Source organism: Tabrizicola flagellatus (genome assembly GCF_008271465.1).
GTDB lineage: Bacteria > Pseudomonadota > Alphaproteobacteria > Rhodobacterales > Rhodobacteraceae > Tabrizicola > Tabrizicola flagellata.
Genome location: NZ_VMDU01000002.1, coordinates 42,829 through 58,836 on the forward strand (window position 1 = coordinate 42,829; position 16,008 = coordinate 58,836).

Annotated in this window: 17 protein-coding genes; 13 read left to right on the forward strand and 4 right to left on the reverse strand. The window is 64.9% G+C overall.

The features are described 5' to 3' along the window. The first annotated feature begins 41 nt into the window (after window positions 1-41). From FL625_RS03275 to secB, 7 genes are all read left to right on the forward strand, one after another. Window positions 42-860 carry a TIM barrel protein gene (locus FL625_RS03275; protein ID WP_200833868.1) on the forward strand — a complete coding sequence of 273 codons (819 nt, stop codon included), beginning with the start codon at window positions 42-44 and terminating at the stop codon, window positions 858-860. A 76-nt stretch (window positions 861-936) separates the two neighbouring features. Next, window positions 937-1,878 (forward strand): substrate-binding domain-containing protein, encoded by a 942-nt coding sequence (locus tag FL625_RS03280; protein ID WP_149587211.1) that lies wholly within the window; start codon window positions 937-939, stop codon window positions 1,876-1,878. Window positions 1,879-1,981: 103 nt separating this feature from the next. Then, window positions 1,982-3,094 (forward strand): ABC transporter permease, encoded by a 1,113-nt coding sequence (locus FL625_RS03285; protein WP_149587212.1) that lies wholly within the window; start codon window positions 1,982-1,984, stop codon window positions 3,092-3,094. 4 nt (window positions 3,095-3,098) lie between these two features. Beyond that, window positions 3,099-3,866 carry an ATP-binding cassette domain-containing protein gene (locus FL625_RS03290; protein ID WP_149587213.1) on the forward strand — a complete coding sequence of 256 codons (768 nt, stop codon included), beginning with the start codon at window positions 3,099-3,101 and terminating at the stop codon, window positions 3,864-3,866. Beyond that, window positions 3,859-4,641, forward strand: coding sequence for an SDR family oxidoreductase (locus tag FL625_RS03295; RefSeq protein ID WP_149587214.1), 783 nt, complete (start codon window positions 3,859-3,861; stop codon window positions 4,639-4,641). Before FL625_RS03290 ends, FL625_RS03295 begins: the two co-directional genes overlap by 8 nt. Before the next feature lie 8 nt (window positions 4,642-4,649). Then, window positions 4,650-5,651: an inositol 2-dehydrogenase gene (iolG, locus tag FL625_RS03300; protein ID WP_149587215.1), complete on the forward strand. Its 1,002-nt coding sequence runs from the start codon at window positions 4,650-4,652 to the stop codon at window positions 5,649-5,651. A 193-nt stretch (window positions 5,652-5,844) separates the two neighbouring features. Next, the gene (gene secB, locus FL625_RS03305; RefSeq protein WP_149587216.1) at window positions 5,845-6,363 is read left to right on the forward strand and encodes a protein-export chaperone SecB; all 519 of its coding nucleotides are present in this window, start codon (window positions 5,845-5,847) and stop codon (window positions 6,361-6,363) included. A 21-nt stretch (window positions 6,364-6,384) separates the two neighbouring features. On the opposite strand, the gene dnaQ is transcribed toward secB, so the two are convergent. The 4 genes from dnaQ to FL625_RS03325 are packed head-to-tail and all read right to left on the reverse strand — an operon-like array spanning window position 6,385 to window position 9,143. Next, on the reverse strand, window positions 6,385-7,122 hold the full coding sequence (gene dnaQ, locus FL625_RS03310; protein ID WP_149587217.1) for a DNA polymerase III subunit epsilon: 738 nt from the start codon (window positions 7,120-7,122) through the stop codon (window positions 6,385-6,387). Continuing rightward, window positions 7,115-7,711 (reverse strand): dephospho-CoA kinase, encoded by a 597-nt coding sequence (coaE, locus tag FL625_RS03315; RefSeq protein WP_149587218.1) that lies wholly within the window; start codon window positions 7,709-7,711, stop codon window positions 7,115-7,117. The genes dnaQ and coaE overlap by 8 nt, the downstream gene beginning before the upstream one ends. Then, on the reverse strand, window positions 7,708-8,547 hold the full coding sequence (locus FL625_RS03320; RefSeq protein ID WP_149587219.1) for a shikimate dehydrogenase: 840 nt from the start codon (window positions 8,545-8,547) through the stop codon (window positions 7,708-7,710). Before FL625_RS03320 ends, coaE begins: the two co-directional genes overlap by 4 nt. Then, a complete protein-coding gene (locus FL625_RS03325; RefSeq protein WP_149587220.1) occupies window positions 8,544-9,143 on the reverse strand; it encodes a Maf family protein in 600 nt (199 codons plus the stop codon). Before FL625_RS03325 ends, FL625_RS03320 begins: the two co-directional genes overlap by 4 nt. Before the next feature lie 411 nt (window positions 9,144-9,554). Here FL625_RS03325 and FL625_RS03330 point away from each other — a divergent pair, with 411 nt between their 5' ends. The 6 genes from FL625_RS03330 to FL625_RS03355 all read left to right on the forward strand — a co-directional run bounded on the left by FL625_RS03330 (window position 9,555) and on the right by FL625_RS03355 (window position 16,008). Further along, a complete protein-coding gene (locus tag FL625_RS03330) occupies window positions 9,555-10,016 on the forward strand; it encodes a CopD family protein (protein WP_149587221.1) in 462 nt (153 codons plus the stop codon). 120 nt (window positions 10,017-10,136) lie between these two features. Beyond that, on the forward strand, window positions 10,137-11,408 hold the full coding sequence (gene rho, locus FL625_RS03335; RefSeq protein ID WP_149587222.1) for a transcription termination factor Rho: 1,272 nt from the start codon (window positions 10,137-10,139) through the stop codon (window positions 11,406-11,408). Between the two features lie 13 nt (window positions 11,409-11,421). Beyond that, on the forward strand, window positions 11,422-12,705 hold the full coding sequence (gene mnmE, locus FL625_RS03340; protein WP_149587223.1) for a tRNA uridine-5-carboxymethylaminomethyl(34) synthesis GTPase MnmE: 1,284 nt from the start codon (window positions 11,422-11,424) through the stop codon (window positions 12,703-12,705). 12 nt (window positions 12,706-12,717) lie between these two features. Next, window positions 12,718-14,580, forward strand: coding sequence for a tRNA uridine-5-carboxymethylaminomethyl(34) synthesis enzyme MnmG (mnmG, locus tag FL625_RS03345; RefSeq protein ID WP_200833869.1), 1,863 nt, complete (start codon window positions 12,718-12,720; stop codon window positions 14,578-14,580). Continuing rightward, complete coding sequence (gene rsmG, locus FL625_RS03350; protein WP_149587225.1) at window positions 14,580-15,212, forward strand: 16S rRNA (guanine(527)-N(7))-methyltransferase RsmG; 633 nt, start codon at window positions 14,580-14,582, stop codon at window positions 15,210-15,212. Before mnmG ends, rsmG begins: the two co-directional genes overlap by 1 nt. Continuing rightward, window positions 15,205-16,008, forward strand: coding sequence for a ParA family protein (locus tag FL625_RS03355; RefSeq protein WP_149587226.1), 804 nt, complete (start codon window positions 15,205-15,207; stop codon window positions 16,006-16,008). Before rsmG ends, FL625_RS03355 begins: the two co-directional genes overlap by 8 nt.

Below are 16,008 nucleotides of genomic sequence, written 5' to 3' on the forward strand. Positions count from 1 at the left end.
AGGTCCGGCCAGGAAGGTCGTCGCGGTTGGGGAGGCCGGGGATGGTGCAGTTTGCGTTGAACCACATGACAGTGGCGCGGCTGTCCTTTCGCGATCTTGTCGCGCTGGCGAAGCGGCTGGGCTGTGTCGGTGTCGAGGTCAGGAACGACCTGCCGCAACCGCTGTTCGACGGCATGGACCCGGCCGAGGGCGGGGCGCTGCTTCGCGATAGCGGGCTTCGGCTGCTGGCGGTGGCCGAGGTCAAGCGGTTCAACGACTGGTCTTTCGAGAAGGAGGCCGAGGCGCTGGCACTGATGAAGATCGCCCGCGCCGCCGGGGCCGAGTCTGTCAGCCTGATCCCGCGCAACGACAACCTGGGCATGGGCAACGGCGAGCGGCAGGCATCCTTGCGCGTCGCGCTTAAGGCGCTGAAACCGATGCTCGAGGATCACGGGCTGGTCGGCATGGTCGAGCCCCTGGGCTTCGAGATCTGCGCCTTGCGCTTCAAGTCCGAGGCGGTCGAGGGGATCGAGGCGGTCGGCGGCAGGGACCGCTTCAAGCTGGTGCACGACACCTTCCACCACACGCTGGCCCATGGCGGTCCACTGTTCCCCGAACATACCGGGATCGTGCATGTCTCGGGCGTGGTGGACCAGGAGGTTGGCATCGCCGACATGCGCGACCCGCACCGGGTGCTGGTCACGCCGCAGGACCGGCTGGGCAACGTGGAGCAGATCGCGGCGCTGCTGGCTGCGGGATGGAGCGGGCCGATCAGCTTCGAGGCGTTCTCGCCAGAGGTGCACGCCCTCGCCGATCCCGGTGCCGCGCTGGCGAAGTCCTTCGAAGTCATCCGCCAGGGCATTGCCGCCCGCGCTGCCTGAGTTCCGGACCCCGGAGGAAACGGGTCCTTCCGGCACGATCCAGGATGCCGCCGGACATCCAACAAGGGAGAGAGAGATGAAAAAGACGCTTCTTGCCGCAGGCTTCGCCGCTCTGATGGGCACAACCGCGATGGCGGAAGGGATCGGTGTGTCGATGGCCAAGTTCGACGACAACTTCCTGACCGTTCTGCGCAACGGCATCCAGGCCCAGGCCGATGCCGCCGGGCTTTCGGTGCAGATCGAGGACGCTCAGGACGACGTCGCAAAGCAACTGGACCAGATCAACAACTTCATCGCGAGCGGCGTGGACGCGATCATCGTGAACCCGGTCGATACCTCGGCCACGCAGGCGATGTCGGATGCCGCCGCTGCCGCCGGCGTGCCTTTGGTCTATGTGAACCGCCAGCCGATCAACGTGGACAGCTTGCCCGACAACCAGGCCTTCGTCGCCTCGAACGAAGCCGAGTCCTCGCGCCAGGGCTTCATCGAGCAGTGCAACCAGTGGAAGGCCGCCGGCAAGGACGAGGTCAGCGTCTACGTTCTGCAGGGCCAGCTTTCCAACCAGGCCGCCGTGCAGCGCACGCAGAACTATTACGACGTGATCAACGAAGGCCTCTGCCCGGTGAAGGTCAACGTGATCGACCAGCAGACCGCGAACTGGAGCCGCGACGAGGCCCAGAACCTGATGACCAACTGGCTCTCGACCGGCACGGCCTTTGACGGCGTGCTGGCCAACAACGACGAGATGGCTCTGGGCGCGATCCAGGCGATGAAGGCGGCGGGGATCGACATGGCCTCGGTCATCGTGTCGGGCGTCGATGCAACCCAGGACGCGCTGGCCTCGATGCAGGCCGGGGAACTGGACATCACCGTGTTCCAGAACGCCGCGGCCCAGGGGGGCGGCGCGCTCGACGCGGCGGTCAAGCTGGCCAAGGGCGAGGCGGTGGACCAGAAGGTCTACATCCCGTTCGAGCTGGTGACCCCGGCGAACATGGCCGACTACATGGCGAAGAACTGAGCCCCTTCCGGGCACCTGCGGGGCGGCCGGCGACGGTCGCCCCGTTTTCTGGCGCTGATGGGTTCACATCGGCCAGATACTTGAATTCTGGGGGAGGGGTGACGTGGCAGAAACAGCGCATGGCCTGGGCGGCCTGAAATACGATCCGACAAAGCGCACGCGCGCGCCCGAATGGAACGTCTTCGGCGCGCTCGTCCTGATCGTCCTGATCTTCGAGATCCTGAACCGCATGCAGGGGGGGTCGTTCCTCTTCAACATGCGCGACAATGTGGACGCGATCTTCAACCAGCAGCGGCTGGACATCATGATCCTGCAGGTCGCGATCGTCGGGATCATCGCGCTGGGGGTGACGCAGGTCATCATCATCGGCGGGATCGACCTGTCGTCGGGCAGCGTCGTGGGCGCGACGGCGATGATCGTGATGAGCTTCGCGCAGACCGCCGTGGTCAACGGCAACCCGAACCCGAAGGCGATCTTCGGCGACTGGGCGATGGACCTGCCGGTGATCGTGCCGATCGCGGTGGGTCTCGCCTGCGGCCTGGTCGCCGGTCTGGTGAACGGCCTTCTGGTCGCCTACACGAAGATCCCGCCCTTTATCGCCACGCTGGGCATGATGGTCAGCGCAAGGGGCGTGGCGCGCTGGTGGTCGAACGGGCAGCCGGTCAGCTTTCCCACCGCCGAATACGGCCAGCTTGCGAACGGGGACCTCCTGGGTAGTCTGACCTTCGGCCTGATCCACTGGCCGGGCCAGAACCCCGCCGTGGTGTTTGTCCTGCTGGCGGTGCTGTTCCACGTCGTCATGACCTACACGCTCTACGGCAAGCGCTGCTATGCCATCGGGTCGAACGAGGCCGCGGCCCGGATGTCGGGGATCAACGTCGATCGGCACAAGGTGCTGGTCTATGCGATTGCAGGGCTGCTGGCGGCGGTTGCGGCCGTCCTTCTGACCTCGAAGAATCTCACGGCCCAGGCGGGCATGGGGGTGATGTATGAACTCGACGCCATCGCCATGGCAGTGATCGGCGGGGTCAGCCTTGCCGGGGGTCGTGGCTCGATCATCGGCACCGTGCTCGGCGCGGCGATCTTTTCCGTCATCATCTCCGGCTTCACCTCGGTCAAGTTGGACGCCTACTATCAGGAGATGGTCAAGGGTGCGATCATCGTCGGCGCAGTGGTGCTTGACCAGTGGCGGCAGCGCAAGCGGGCAAGGGGGTAGGCCGATGTCGAGGATCATTCTGGAAACCCGTGGCCTGACAAAGCATTACGGTGGCGTCCATGCGCTGGAGGATGCGAACTTCATCCTGCACGAGGGCGAACACGTCGCTGTCGTCGGCGACAACGGCGCGGGCAAGTCCACCTTCGTCCGCCAGGTGACGGCGGTGGAGCAGCGCACGGCGGGCGAGATCATCTTCGACGGCCGGCCGGTGCATTTCTCGGGACCGCTCGAAGCGCGCGAAGCGGGAATCGAGACGGTGTTCCAGACGCTGGCGCTGGCGGACGATCTGGACGTACCGTCGAACCTGTTTCTCGGACGCGAGATCTTCAAGTGGCGGCTCGGGCCGTTTTCCTGGCTGGACCGCAAGACGATGCGTGATCGGACGCTGGAGGCGCTGAAGACCACGGCCGTCAAGATCCCCAATGTCGACAACCCGATCCGCAACATGTCAGGCGGCCAGCGCCAGTGCGTTGCCATCGCGCGGACGGCGGCATTCGCGTCCAAGCTGGTCATCATGGACGAGCCGACGGCGGCGCTGGGGGTGCAAGAGACGGCGCAGGTGGAAAACATCATCCGCGGGCTGAAGGACCGGGGCATCCCGATGATCCTGATCAGCCATAACCTGCGGCAGGTGTTCGATCTGGTGGACCGGATCGTCGTCTTCCGTCGCGGCCGGATCGTCGCCTCGCTGCGCCGGGACGAGACGGACGGGAACGACATCGTGTCCTACATCACCGGCGTCAAGGGCGGATCGGACGCGGCCTATGCCTGACCACAAGGAAACCGTCGCCGTCATCGCGGGCGGCACGCAGGGCCTCGGTCTGGCGATTGCCGAGGCGCTGGTGGCCGATGGCTGCACCCGTCTCGTCGTCGCCGGCCGACGCCTGGCCGAGGGCGAGGCGGCGGTGCATCGTCTGCGGGGGCTGGGCGCCGACGCCCATTTCCGGCGCGCCGACATGGGCGTGGTCGAGGATGCGGTGGCGCTGGTCGATGCGGCAGCGGCACGGTTCGGGAGGGTGACGGCGCTGGTCAACGCGGCGGCGACGACCGAGAGGGGGTCGATCCTCGACTGCTCGCCCGCGGATTTCGACAGGCATATCGCGGTGAACACGCGAGGCCCGTTCTTCGCCTTGCAGCGGTTCGCGCAGCTGGCGGTGGCCGGCGGGCATCCGGCAAGCGCGGTGAACATCCTGTCGATGGTGGTGCACTGCGGGCAGTCTTACCTCGCGCCCTATTCGGCCTCGAAGGCGGCGCTGGCCAACATCACCAAGAACGCGGCCCAGGCGCTGCGGAAGTATCGGATCCGGGTGAACGGGATCAACTGCGGCTGGATGGACACGCCCGGAGAGGACGAGACGCAGCGCCGCTTCCATGGCGCGCGGGATGGCTGGCTTGCCGAGGCCGAGGCGCGGCAGCCGATGGGGATGCTGGTCAAGCCCGTCCATGTGGCCGGGCTGGCCAGCTACTTGCTTTCCGACGCGTCCGGCGTGATGACCGGCGCGTTGGTGGATTTCGATCAGAACGTCGCCGGGGCCTACCCGGAGTAAGGAGAAAGATGACGATCAGGTTCGGGCTTCTGGGTGCGGGGCGCATCGGGAAGGTTCATGCGAAGGCGGTGACGGGCAACCCGGCCGCGAAGCTGGTGGCGGTTTCGGACGCGATGCCCGCCGCGGCGCAGGCGATTGCCGATCAGTATGGCTGCGAGGTGCGGACCATCGACGCCATCGCGGCGGCCAAGGATATCGACGCGGTGGTGATCTGCACCCCGACCGACACCCATGCCGACCTGATCGAGCAGTTCGTGAAGGCTGGCAAGGCCGTGTTCTGCGAAAAGCCCATCGACCTCAGCCTCGCCCGCGTGAAACAGTGCCTTGACGTCGTCCGCGCCCACAGGGGGACGTTGATGGTCGGCTTCAACCGTCGTTTCGACCCGCATTTCCGTGCGGTCCGGGCCGAGATCGACAAGGGCACCATCGGCAAGGTCGAGATGGCGGTGATCATCAGCCGCGACCCCGGCGCGCCGCCTGTGGATTACATCAAGCGGTCGGGCGGGATCTTCCGGGACATGACGATCCATGACTTCGACATGGCCCGGTTCCTCTTGGGCGAGGAGGTCGCCGAGGTCTCGGCCATGGCCTCGGTCCTGGTGGACCCCGAGATCGGCAAGGCCGGGGACAGCGACTCGGTCCAGGTGATGCTGCGGACAGCCAGCGGCAAGATGGCCGTCATCTCGAACAGCCGCCGGGCAACCTATGGCTACGACCAGCGGATCGAGGTGCACGGGTCGGGCGGGTCGGTTGCGGCGGAGAACCAGCGGCCCGTTTCGATCGAGGTCGCAACCGGCGCGGGCTATACCCGGCCGCCACTGCACGACTTCTTCATGACCCGCTATACCGAGGCCTATGCGGCCGAGATCGCGGCCTTCATCGACGCGATGGCGGGCAAGGCCAAGGCGTCGCCTTCGGGCGAGGACGGGCTTCTGGCCCTGGCCCTGGCCGAGGCCGCGCTGAAGTCGGTCGCCGAGGGGCGCGTCGTGAAGATGAGCGAGATTCTCTGACCTGAGGTCCAGTCTGTCCACGGTGGACATTTTCTGATTTCGACATGGAATCAAAATGTTGATCGTGGGCGTATACGAAAGATTAACCTTTGGCCGACCCCCCGTGGTCGGCCTTTTCCATCTCGATGAACCGCAGCATTGAGAGCGGGCGCCCGACCTGATAGAAGGCGCCAACTCTTGAGGAGACCCGGACATGGCAGACGAAACCCCGGCAGGGAATGGCGCGACGGCTGCGCCGCAGCAGATAAAGATGCAGGTGTTGGCCCAGTATGTGCGCGACTTGTCTTTCGAGAACGTGGTCGTGCAGAAAGGTCTGAGCGCCGGCGAAGTGCAGCCCGACATCCAGGTTGCGGTCAGCCTCGACGCCCGCAAGCGCCCTGTCCCGAACCAGTTCGAGGTCATCACCAAATACAAGGTGACCTCGAAGAACAAGGTCAACGGCGACGTGCTGTTCCTGCTGGAAGTGGAATACGGCGCGACCTTCCACATCGAGGGCGTCGCGGAGGAACAGCTGCACCCCTTCCTGCTGATCGAGTGCCCGCGCCTGATGTTCCCCTTCGTGCGCCGCATCATCTCGGACGTGACGCGGGACGGTGGCTTCCCGCCGCTGAACGTCGATACCGTGGACTTCATGTCGCTCTACCGTCAGGAACTGGCGCGGCGGGCGCAAGCCCAGGCACAGCAGGCGGCGCCGGGCGAGCAGGTCAACTGAGCCCGCAGCCCTGGGTTCTGGCTAGGCGTCCTTTGTCCAGATGGCCGAGGCGCCGATCCGGGCAATCATCTCGGCATGGGCAGCGGCTTCCGCCTCGGTGATCCGGGGCGGAAGCGGGTGCGGGCGCGGGTGCGGGCGCCAGGCGACAGCCTCGCCCGTTACGGTGCGGCCGGGCAGCGGGCTGGCCGTGCCGAGAACCAGATCGGGCTGCCGGCCGCCGATCAGCTCCAGATAGACCTCGGCCAGGATTTCGCTGTCGAGCAGCGCGCCGTGCTTTTCGCGCATCGAGTTGTCGATGCCGAACCGCCGGCACAGCGCATCGAGCGAGGCTGGAGAGCCTGGAAACTTCGTCCGGGCAAGCATCACCGTGTCCGTCGCCCGGGCGAGGGGCAACACCGGCAGGCCCGCGCGTTCCAGTTCGAAGTTCAGGAACTTCATGTCGAAGGCGGCGTTGTGGATCACCAGCTGGGCATCGCCGACGAAATCGAGGAACGCCTGCGCGATCCGGGCAAAAACCGGCTTGTCCCGCAGGGTGACGCCGCCGGGGACGGGCTTTGCGGGGCTTTCCAGGATGTCATGGCCGATGCCGTGCACCTCGAACGCGCCGAGCGGCATGCTGCGTTCGGGGTTGATATACTGGTGCCAGGTCCTGCCGGTCGGCAGATGGTTGAACAGCTCGACCGCGCCGATTTCGACGATGCGGTGGCCTTCTGCGGGTTCCAGTCCGGTGGTTTCGGTGTCGAGGACGATTTCACGCATCTTTGGTCCGCCGGATGTCTTCCAGCACATCTTTCACGGCCTGCCGGGCGCCTTCAAGGCTGGTCGTGGGGATGATGTAATCGGCGCGCCGGCGCTTTTCCTCATCGGGCATCTGGCGGTCGAGGATGGTCCGGAATTCGGCCTCGGTCATGCCGCGCATCAAGACGCGTTCGCGCTGAACCTCCGGGGGCGCCGAGACCACGGCAACAGCGTCGCAGGCCTTTTCGAGTCCGATTTCATAGAGAAGGGGCACGTCGAGAAGGACGATGGGCGCATCCGCATGGGCAAGGAAGCGAGCGCGATCCTCGGCGACAAGCGGGTGGACGGCGGCGTTGAGACGGTCAAGCACTGTGGCATCTTCGTTGATGAGGGCGCGCAGGCGGGGCCTGTTGACGCGGCCGTCCGGGTCCATCGCATCGGGGAAAAGACGCGAGACGATCAGGGCGGCGGGTTGGCCGGGCTGATAGAGGCGGTGCACAGTGGCATCGGCGTCCCAGACGGGAAGACCCTCTTCGGCGAACATCCGGGCGGTGGTGGACTTGCCCATCCCGATGGAGCCGGTGAGGCCAAGGACGAAAGGTCTTTTCATGCCGAAAGAACGGCCTTGCGGGTGGCCTCGTCCACCTCGGGCCGGACGCCGAACCAGCGTTCGAAGCCGGGGGCCGCCTGGTGGAGCAGCATGCCGAGCCCGTCAACGACGATGCCGCCACGCTCCTCGGCCTCGATCAGGAACTGGGTCTTGAGCGGCGTATAGACCAGGTCGTTGCAGACTGCCCCGGCGTTCAGGCGGTGCATCGGGACGTTGAAGTCGGCCTTGCCGGTCATTCCCAGAGAGGTCGTGTTGATGACCGTGACCGCGTCGTCGAGAAGGTTCGGGGCCTGGACCCATTCGTGAACGTGGATCTTGGCGCCGAAGTCCTGGCGGATGGCGTCCGCGCGAGCGCGGGTGCGGTTGGCGAGACGGATCTCCGGCACACCGACCTCGATCAGCGCGGCGACCACGGCGCGGGCGGCGCCGCCTGCCCCAAGCACGACAGCCGGGCCGGAGGCCGGTTTCCAGTCGGGTGCGTTCTGGCGCAGGTTGGCGATGAAGCCGGAACCGTCGGTGTTGTCGGCGTGGATCTTGCCGTCCTTGCGGAAGATCAGCGTGTTCGCGGCCCCGATCAACGCGGCGCGGTCGGTCACGACATCGGCGATCTGGAGGATGGCCTCCTTGAGCGGGATCGTGACGTTGCAGCCGACGAAGCCGAGGTCCGGCAAGGTGCGCAGCAGGCGGGGCAGATCGAGGGGCGCAATGTCGATCGGGATGTAATGGCCCTTGATGTTGTAGCGTTTCAGCCAGTAGCCGTGCAGGGCGGGGCTGCGGCTGTGCGCGACGGGGTGACCGATGACGGCAGCAAGAGGGATGCGGGGATGATCTGTCATGTGGCGATCATGCCCCGGTTGCCGAGCCAAGCCAACAGCGGCAGAAGCGGCAGGCCGAGAATGGTGAAATGGTCGCCGGCGATGGCGGAGAACAGGCGGACGCCTTCCTCTTCCACCTTGTAGCAGCCGACGGAATGGCGGATCGAGTCCCAGTTCCGCTCGACGTAGTCATCGAGGTAGGCGTCGGAGAAGCGGTGCATGGTCAGGCGGGCCTCGGCGACGTGGCGCCATACGGGTTCGGCGTTTTCATAGACGACGGCAGCGGAGAGGAGCTTGTGGGTCTTGCCCCGAAGCTGCCGCAGCTGTTGGCGGGCATCGTCGGGGGTCTCGGGTTTGGCAAAGATATCGCGGTCGAGCGCGAGGACCTGATCGCAGCCGAGGACAAGCGCGTCGGGATGCTTCTCGGCGACCTTGCGCGCCTTCATCTCGGCCAGGGCGTCGGCGATGTCGCGGGGGGTCGCTCCCTCGGCCACCAGGGAATCCCGGACGCTGGTCTCATCGACGCGCGGAGCGACGGGGATCGGCTCAAGGCCCGCAGCGCGGAGCATCGACAGGCGGGTGGCGGAGGTGGAGGCGAGGATCAGGGTCGGGGGCAAGGCTGTGAATAACCTCGGTTTGTTCCTGGGTCCGGAATGGGGGCCATTGAGGCTCTGCGGGTGGCCCTGTGATCAGGCAGCCAGTTCCGCGGCGGCTGTGCCAGAGATATCCCGTTGTGCATGGCCTTGTCACGCGGCTCGGGAGAAGTGGTTATGCCCGGGGAGAGCGCAGCACTCGCCTGTGGATTGCGCGTCAAGGGATTCAGACACAAGTATTTGCTTTATAATGATTTTTCTTATGCCTCCATGCCCTTTCAGGGATTTTCCCGGATTTGTCCACAGCCTCTTCCCTGTGGAGCGATCTGGGGGAGAGTCGGGAAATCCCGTCGTCCACAGCCGCAACAGCATCAGCATTCCTTCTTTTCTTTATTCTTAATAGAAGAAGTTGACTTGAACGGACGGAGTGGGACGATGCTTGCAACGATCACGGATTTCCTGGCCGAGTGGTATCTGGTCACGAAATCGCTGCATGTCGTGTCGGTGATCACCTGGATGGCCGGGATTTTCTACCTGCCGCGCCTCTTCGTCTATCACGTCGAACAGGTCGAGATGGGGTCGCCCACCGACAAGATGTTCCAGACGATGGAGCGGCGGCTGCTGCGCGGCATCATGAACCCGTCGTTGATCGCGACCTGGGTCTTTGGCCTGGCGCTGGTCTTTACGCCGGGCGTGGTGGACTGGTCCTTCGCCTGGCCCTGGGTGAAGGTCGTCTGCATCCTGACCATGACCTGGTTCCATCATTGGCTGGGACTGCGACGGAAAGAGTTCGTCATGGGCACCAACACCCGCAGCGGGCGCACCTATCGGATGATGAACGAGGTTCCGACCATCCTGATGCTGGTCATCGTCTTTGCTGTCATCACCCGCTTCTGATTGACTTTTGGCCGGGGCGCGATTAGGTGCCGCCATGCAGGGCCGTCCGGTCCATCGCGTCTCCCGATCCAGATCCGTCGAGGTTTCCCGCAGTGTGCGGGACCCGCACAAAGGTATGACATGACCGTCGAACGCTTGAATCTCGCCCAGCTGAAAGCCAAGACCCCGGCCGATCTTCTGGCCATGGCCGAAGAGTGGGAGATCGAGAACGCCCCCAGCATGCGCAAGGGCGAGATGATGTTCTCGATCCTGAAGGAGCATGCCGAGGAAGGCTGGGAGATCGGCGGCGATGGCGTTCTGGAAGTGTTGCAGGACGGGTTCGGGTTCCTTCGTTCTCCGGAAGCCAACTACCTGCCGGGCCCGGATGACATCTACGTCTCACCGGAGATGATCCGCCAGTTCAGCTTGCGTACCGGCGACACCATCGAGGGCGTCATCAAGGCCCCGCAGGAGAACGAACGCTATTTCAGCCTGGTCAAGGCCACGAAGATCAACTTCGACGATCCCGAAAAGGCCAAGCACAAGGTCCATTTCGACAACCTCACGCCGCTTTACCCCGACGAGCGGCTGAAGATGGAAATCGACGATCCGACGATCAAGGACCGCTCGGCCCGGATCATCGACCTCGTCTCGCCGATCGGGAAAGGTCAGCGCGCGCTGATCGTGGCACCGCCGCGGACCGGCAAGACGGTGCTGTTGCAGAACATCGCCCATTCGATCGCTACCAACCATCCCGAGTGCTATCTGATCGTCCTGCTGATCGACGAACGCCCCGAGGAAGTGACCGACATGCAGCGGTCCGTGAAGGGCGAGGTCGTGTCCTCGACCTTCGACGAACCAGCGACGCGGCACGTCGCCGTGGCGGAAATGGTGATCGAGAAGGCCAAGCGCCTGGTCGAACACAAGCGCGACGTGGTGATCCTGCTCGATTCCATCACCCGCCTGGGCCGGGCCTTCAACACCGTGGTGCCGTCCTCGGGCAAGGTCCTGACCGGTGGTGTCGATGCCAATGCCCTGCAACGTCCGAAGCGGTTCTTCGGTGCTGCCCGGAACATCGAGGAAGGCGGGTCGCTGACCATCATCGCCACCGCTCTGATCGACACCGGCAGCCGGATGGACGAGGTGATCTTCGAGGAGTTCAAGGGCACTGGCAACTGCGAGATCGTGCTGGACCGCAAGGTCGCCGACAAGCGCGTGTTCCCGGCGATGGACATCCTGAAATCCGGCACCCGGAAAGAGGACCTGCTGGTGGACAAGACCGACCTGCAGAAGACCTATGTCCTGCGCCGCATCCTGAACCCGATGGGGACGACGGATGCTATCGAGTTCCTGATCTCGAAGCTGAAGCAGACGAAGACGAACGCGGAATTCTTCGAGTCGATGAACACCTGACAGGCGGTTGGCGATGGACACGATCTATGCCCTCGCCACGGCGCGGGGTCGGTCGGGCCTAGCCGTGGTACGGATCTCGGGACCGGACGCTGTGGCGGCCGGTCTTGCGCTTTGCGGGTCGCTGCCTGCGCCGCGGGTTGCGGGGCTGCGGCGGCTGACCTGGGGCGGAGAGCTCCTGGACGAGGCGCTGGTGCTGACCTTTGCCGAAGGTGCCAGTTTCACCGGCGAGTCGGTGGTGGAACTGCACTGTCATGGCGGGCCGGCGGTGGTGGGGGCAGTCCTTCGGGCCTTGTCGGAGCAGCCAGGCTTGCGGTTGGCCGAGCCGGGGGAATTCACGCGGCGGGCGCTGGAGAATGGCGTCCTCGACCTGGCGCAGGTCGAGGGGCTGGCGGACCTGATCGACGCCGAGACCGAGGCGCAGCGGCGTCAGGCGGTTCGGGTGCTGTCGGGGGCGGTGGGCCAGAAGGTCGAGGGCTGGCGACGTGACCTGATCCGGGCAGGGGCGCTTCTGGAAGCGACCATCGACTTTGCGGACGAGGACGTGCCGGTGGACGTCTCGCCCGAGGTTCTGGCGCTGATCGACGGGCTGATGGACGATCTTGGCCGCGAGGCTGCCGGGGTCACGGCGGCCGAACGCATCCGCGACGGCTTCGAGGTGGCTATTGTCGGCGCGCCGAACGCCGGCAAATCGACGCTTCTGAACCAGCTGGCGGGGCGGGAGGCGGCGATCACCAGCGAGATAGCCGGGACGACCCGAGATGTGATCGAGGTGCGGATGGAGATTGCCGGGCTTCCCGTGACCTTTCTGGACACGGCCGGCCTGCGCGAGACCGAGGATCGGCTGGAACGCGCCGGGATCGAGCGGGCGCTTGCCCGGGCCGAGGCGGCCGACCTGCGGCTGTTCCTGTCGGACGGATCGGATTTGCCGCTGGAGCCGGTGGGCGATGATATTGTGGTAATTGGCAAGGCCGACACCAGATCTGGGATTTCTGGCTTGGCTGTCTCGGGTAAGACCGGGCAAGGCGTCCCGGAACTGATGGCGCGGATCGGCGAAATCCTGGCGCAGCGGGTGGGCTCGGCTGGTGCCCTGGTGCGCGAACGGCATCGCGTTGCCGTGACGACGGCGATTGCCGCTCTGGCCGAGTCACGGGCGGAAGTGGTAAGACCCGACTCGCGCGTCGAGCTGGCGGCGGAGCATCTGCGGCAGGCGGTCCGGGCACTGGATGCCTTGGTCGGACGAGTGGATGTCGACGATCTGCTGGGCGAGATCTTCGCCAGCTTCTGCATCGGCAAGTAAGGGGTGTTCCACGTGAAACACTACGATGTCATCGTGATTGGCGGCGGCCATGCGGGCGCCGAAGCGGCGGCGGTGGCGGCCCGGATGGGCGTGGCCACGGCTCTGGTCACGTTGCGCGTGGAAACGCTGGGTGCGATGTCCTGCAACCCGGCGATCGGCGGATTGGGCAAGGGCCACCTTGTGCGCGAGATCGATGCGCTGGACGGGCTGATGGGTCGGATGGCGGATCGGGCGGGGATCCAGTTTCGCCTGCTGAACCGCCGGAAGGGGCCCGCCGTGCAGGGCCCAAGGGCACAGATCGACCGGCGCTTGTACCGCGAGGCGATGCGGGCGGAGCTGCTGGCGACTCCGGGCCTCGACGTGATCGAGGGCGAGGTCGCGGGGCTGCGCATGGCTGGGGATGCCGTGGCAGGCGTTGTGCTGGCCTCGGGCGTGGAGCTTGCCTCGGGCCGCGTGGTGCTGACGGCAGGGACCTTCCTGAACGGCGTGATCCATATCGGCGACCGGCGGATGTCGGGCGGGCGGATGGGCGATTCGCCATCCAGGCTGCTGGCGGCCCAATTGGCCGAACTGGCGCTGCCGGCGGGACGCCTGAAGACCGGGACGCCTCCTCGCCTGGACGGGCGCACCATCGACTGGGCCCGGATGGAGAGCCAGCCGGGAGACGATGATCCCGCGATGTTCTCCTTCCTGAGCCGGGCGCCCGAGGCAAGGCAGGTGTCCTGCGGGATCACCCATACCTCCGAGGCGACACACCAGATCGTGCGGGAAAACCTTGGGCGCTCCGCCATGTATGGTGGTCACATTGAAGGCGTCGGCCCGCGGTATTGCCCGTCGATCGAGGACAAGGTGGTGCGTTTTGCCGACAAGGCCTCGCACCAGGTGTTCCTGGAGCCGGAGGGGCTGGACGATCACACGGTCTATCCGAACGGCCTGTCGACCTCGCTGCCCGAGGAGGTCCAGCACGCCTATATCCGCACGATTCCGGGTCTGGAGCAGACAGTGGTTCTCCAACCGGGCTACGCGATCGAATACGACTATTTCGATCCGCGCGGCCTGCACAAAAGTCTCGAAACGCGCGCCGTGAAGGGGTTGTACTTTGCCGGACAGATCAACGGGACGACCGGCTACGAGGAGGCGGGCGCACAAGGTATAGTAGCGGGCATCAACGCGGCCGCCGCATCCAGGGATCGGGAACCGATCGAGTTCAGCCGAGCCGACAGCTATATCGGTGTGATGATCGACGACCTGGTCTCGCGCGGGGTGACCGAGCCCTATCGCATGTTCACCTCGCGGGCGGAGTTCCGCCTGACTGTGCGGGCAGACAATGCGGATCGGCGGCTGACGCCCGTCGGGATTGACGTCGGCTGCGTGGGCGAATGGCGCCGAATCGCGTTCGAAAGCAAGGTGAGCAAGCTTGAGGCTGGTCGCAGAGCGCTTTCCGAAATCATGATCGGGCCAAAGGCACTTAACGAGGCCGGCGTTGCCGTGAGCAAGGACGGCGTGAAACGATCGGCCTATGAAGTCCTGTCTCTGGCTGGCATGGATCTGGATGTTGTCCCCCAGGCGTTGCCTGCCTACCAGATGTTGGAAAAGGATGTGCTTGTGCAACTTCAGATCGATTCGACATACGAGCAGTATGCGGAACGCCAGGCCAGGGAGGTTGCGGACCTACGACGACAGGAAGCCCAACGCATACCGCGTGGCTTTGATTATGGGATGATCTCGGGGCTGTCGAACGAGCTCAGGCAGAAGCTCTCGCGGGCTGAGCCCGAATCGATTCTGGAGGCGTCGCGCATAGAGGGTGTCACCCCGGCCGCGCTGCTGCTGGTGCTGGCACACCTGCGAAAACCTGTCGAGCGACGAGCCGGATGATGACTGTGGCTGAAGACTCGGTCGGCGGACTCGTTGTTTCACGTGAAACATTCGCCGCGCTCCAGGCGCTGGAGGCGCTGGTCAGGCGCTGGAATCCTGCAATAAACCTTGTCAGCAAGACCACGCTGCCGGACCTTTGGTCCCGCCATGTCGTCGATTCAGCACAGATCTTCGCGTTCCGCCCGAAGGGCGCCCGGACCTGGGTCGATCTTGGCTCGGGCGGGGGGTTCCCTGGCCTTGTCGTCGCCGTTCTGGCGCGCGAATTGTCGCCAGAGATGAATGTGACACTGGTCGAGTCCGATTTGCGCAAGGCGACCTTCCTGCGCCAGGCCGCCCATTCGCTCGGGCTTGTCGTCGACGTTCGCAGCCAGAGAATCGAATCTCTTCCGAACCTGCATGCTGATGTGGTGTCGGCCCGGGCGCTTGCGCCGCTTGCCGACCTCGTCGGCTACGCTGCCAGGCTGTTGCGGCCCGGTGGAACTGCCATCTTCCCCAAAGGTGCCCGCTTTGCAGAAGAACTGGCGGCAGCTCGGAGTGCCTGGGACTTTGACGTTGACACCCGGCCGAGCCTGTCTGATGGCGAAGCTGCAATTCTTGTGATCAGGAACATCCAACGTGCCAGCCATGATTGACAAACCCTACATCCTCGCGCTGGCCAATCAGAAGGGCGGCGTCGGCAAGACCACTACCGCGATCAATCTCGCCGCCGGCCTTGCCGAGCTTGGGAAGAGGGTTCTCCTCGTGGACATCGACCCTCAGGGCAATTCGTCCACCGGTATGGGCGTGCGCCCTGATGCGCGGAAGAAGACAAGCTACGATTTGATCGTAGATGGTGCTGACCTACAGGATGTTGTGCTTGAAACGGGAATTCCCGACATCATGATCATCCCCGCCAACGCGGACCTGTCCTCGGCCGACCTGGATATCGTGGCGAGCGAGAAACGCAGCTTCCTGTTGCACGACGCCTTGCGCCGACCGGAAATGGACACCTACGGCTTCGATTATCTGCTGATCGATTGCCCGCCCGCCCTGAGCCTTCTGACGGTCAATGCGCTTGTCGCCGCTCACTCGGTACTGGTGCCGCTGCAGTGCGAGTTCTTTGCGCTGGAGGGTCTGTCGCAGCTGATGCTGACGATTCGGGATGTCCGGCGGTCAGCGAACCCGGATCTGCGGATCGAAGGTGTTGTGTTGACCATGCATGATCGACGCAACAGATTGACAGCACAGGTGGAGGCCGATGCCCGCGCCAATATGGGCGATCTGGTGATGAAAACCACGATTCCCCGCAACGTCCGAATCAGCGAGGCGCCGTCCTATGCGCTGCCGGTTCTGACCTACGATCCGGGCTCGAAGGGCGCGGAAGCCTATCGCGCGCTGGCGAGAGAAATTGCTGACCGCCGGAAAACCCCAGAAGTTTCAGAGGCCTGA

Coding starts and splice junctions, on each gene's coding strand:
- iolG (WP_149587215.1), top strand. CDS start 4,650: ATGACGATCAGGTTCGGGCTTCTGGGTGCGGGGCGCATCGGGAAGGTT.
- rsmG (WP_149587225.1), top strand. CDS start 14,580: ATGACTGTGGCTGAAGACTCGGTCGGCGGACTCGTTGTTTCACGTGAA.
- mnmE (WP_149587223.1), top strand. CDS start 11,422: ATGGACACGATCTATGCCCTCGCCACGGCGCGGGGTCGGTCGGGCCTA.
- FL625_RS03320 (WP_149587219.1), bottom strand. CDS start 8,547: ATGACAGATCATCCCCGCATCCCTCTTGCTGCCGTCATCGGTCACCCC.
- FL625_RS03330 (WP_149587221.1), top strand. CDS start 9,555: ATGCTTGCAACGATCACGGATTTCCTGGCCGAGTGGTATCTGGTCACG.
- FL625_RS03355 (WP_149587226.1), top strand. CDS start 15,205: ATGATTGACAAACCCTACATCCTCGCGCTGGCCAATCAGAAGGGCGGC.
- FL625_RS03295 (WP_149587214.1), top strand. CDS start 3,859: ATGCCTGACCACAAGGAAACCGTCGCCGTCATCGCGGGCGGCACGCAG.
- coaE (WP_149587218.1), bottom strand. CDS start 7,711: ATGAAAAGACCTTTCGTCCTTGGCCTCACCGGCTCCATCGGGATGGGC.
- FL625_RS03275 (WP_200833868.1), top strand. CDS start 42: ATGGTGCAGTTTGCGTTGAACCACATGACAGTGGCGCGGCTGTCCTTT.
- FL625_RS03290 (WP_149587213.1), top strand. CDS start 3,099: ATGTCGAGGATCATTCTGGAAACCCGTGGCCTGACAAAGCATTACGGT.
- rho (WP_149587222.1), top strand. CDS start 10,137: ATGACCGTCGAACGCTTGAATCTCGCCCAGCTGAAAGCCAAGACCCCG.
- secB (WP_149587216.1), top strand. CDS start 5,845: ATGGCAGACGAAACCCCGGCAGGGAATGGCGCGACGGCTGCGCCGCAG.
- FL625_RS03280 (WP_149587211.1), top strand. CDS start 937: ATGAAAAAGACGCTTCTTGCCGCAGGCTTCGCCGCTCTGATGGGCACA.
- dnaQ (WP_149587217.1), bottom strand. CDS start 7,122: ATGCGTGAAATCGTCCTCGACACCGAAACCACCGGACTGGAACCCGCA.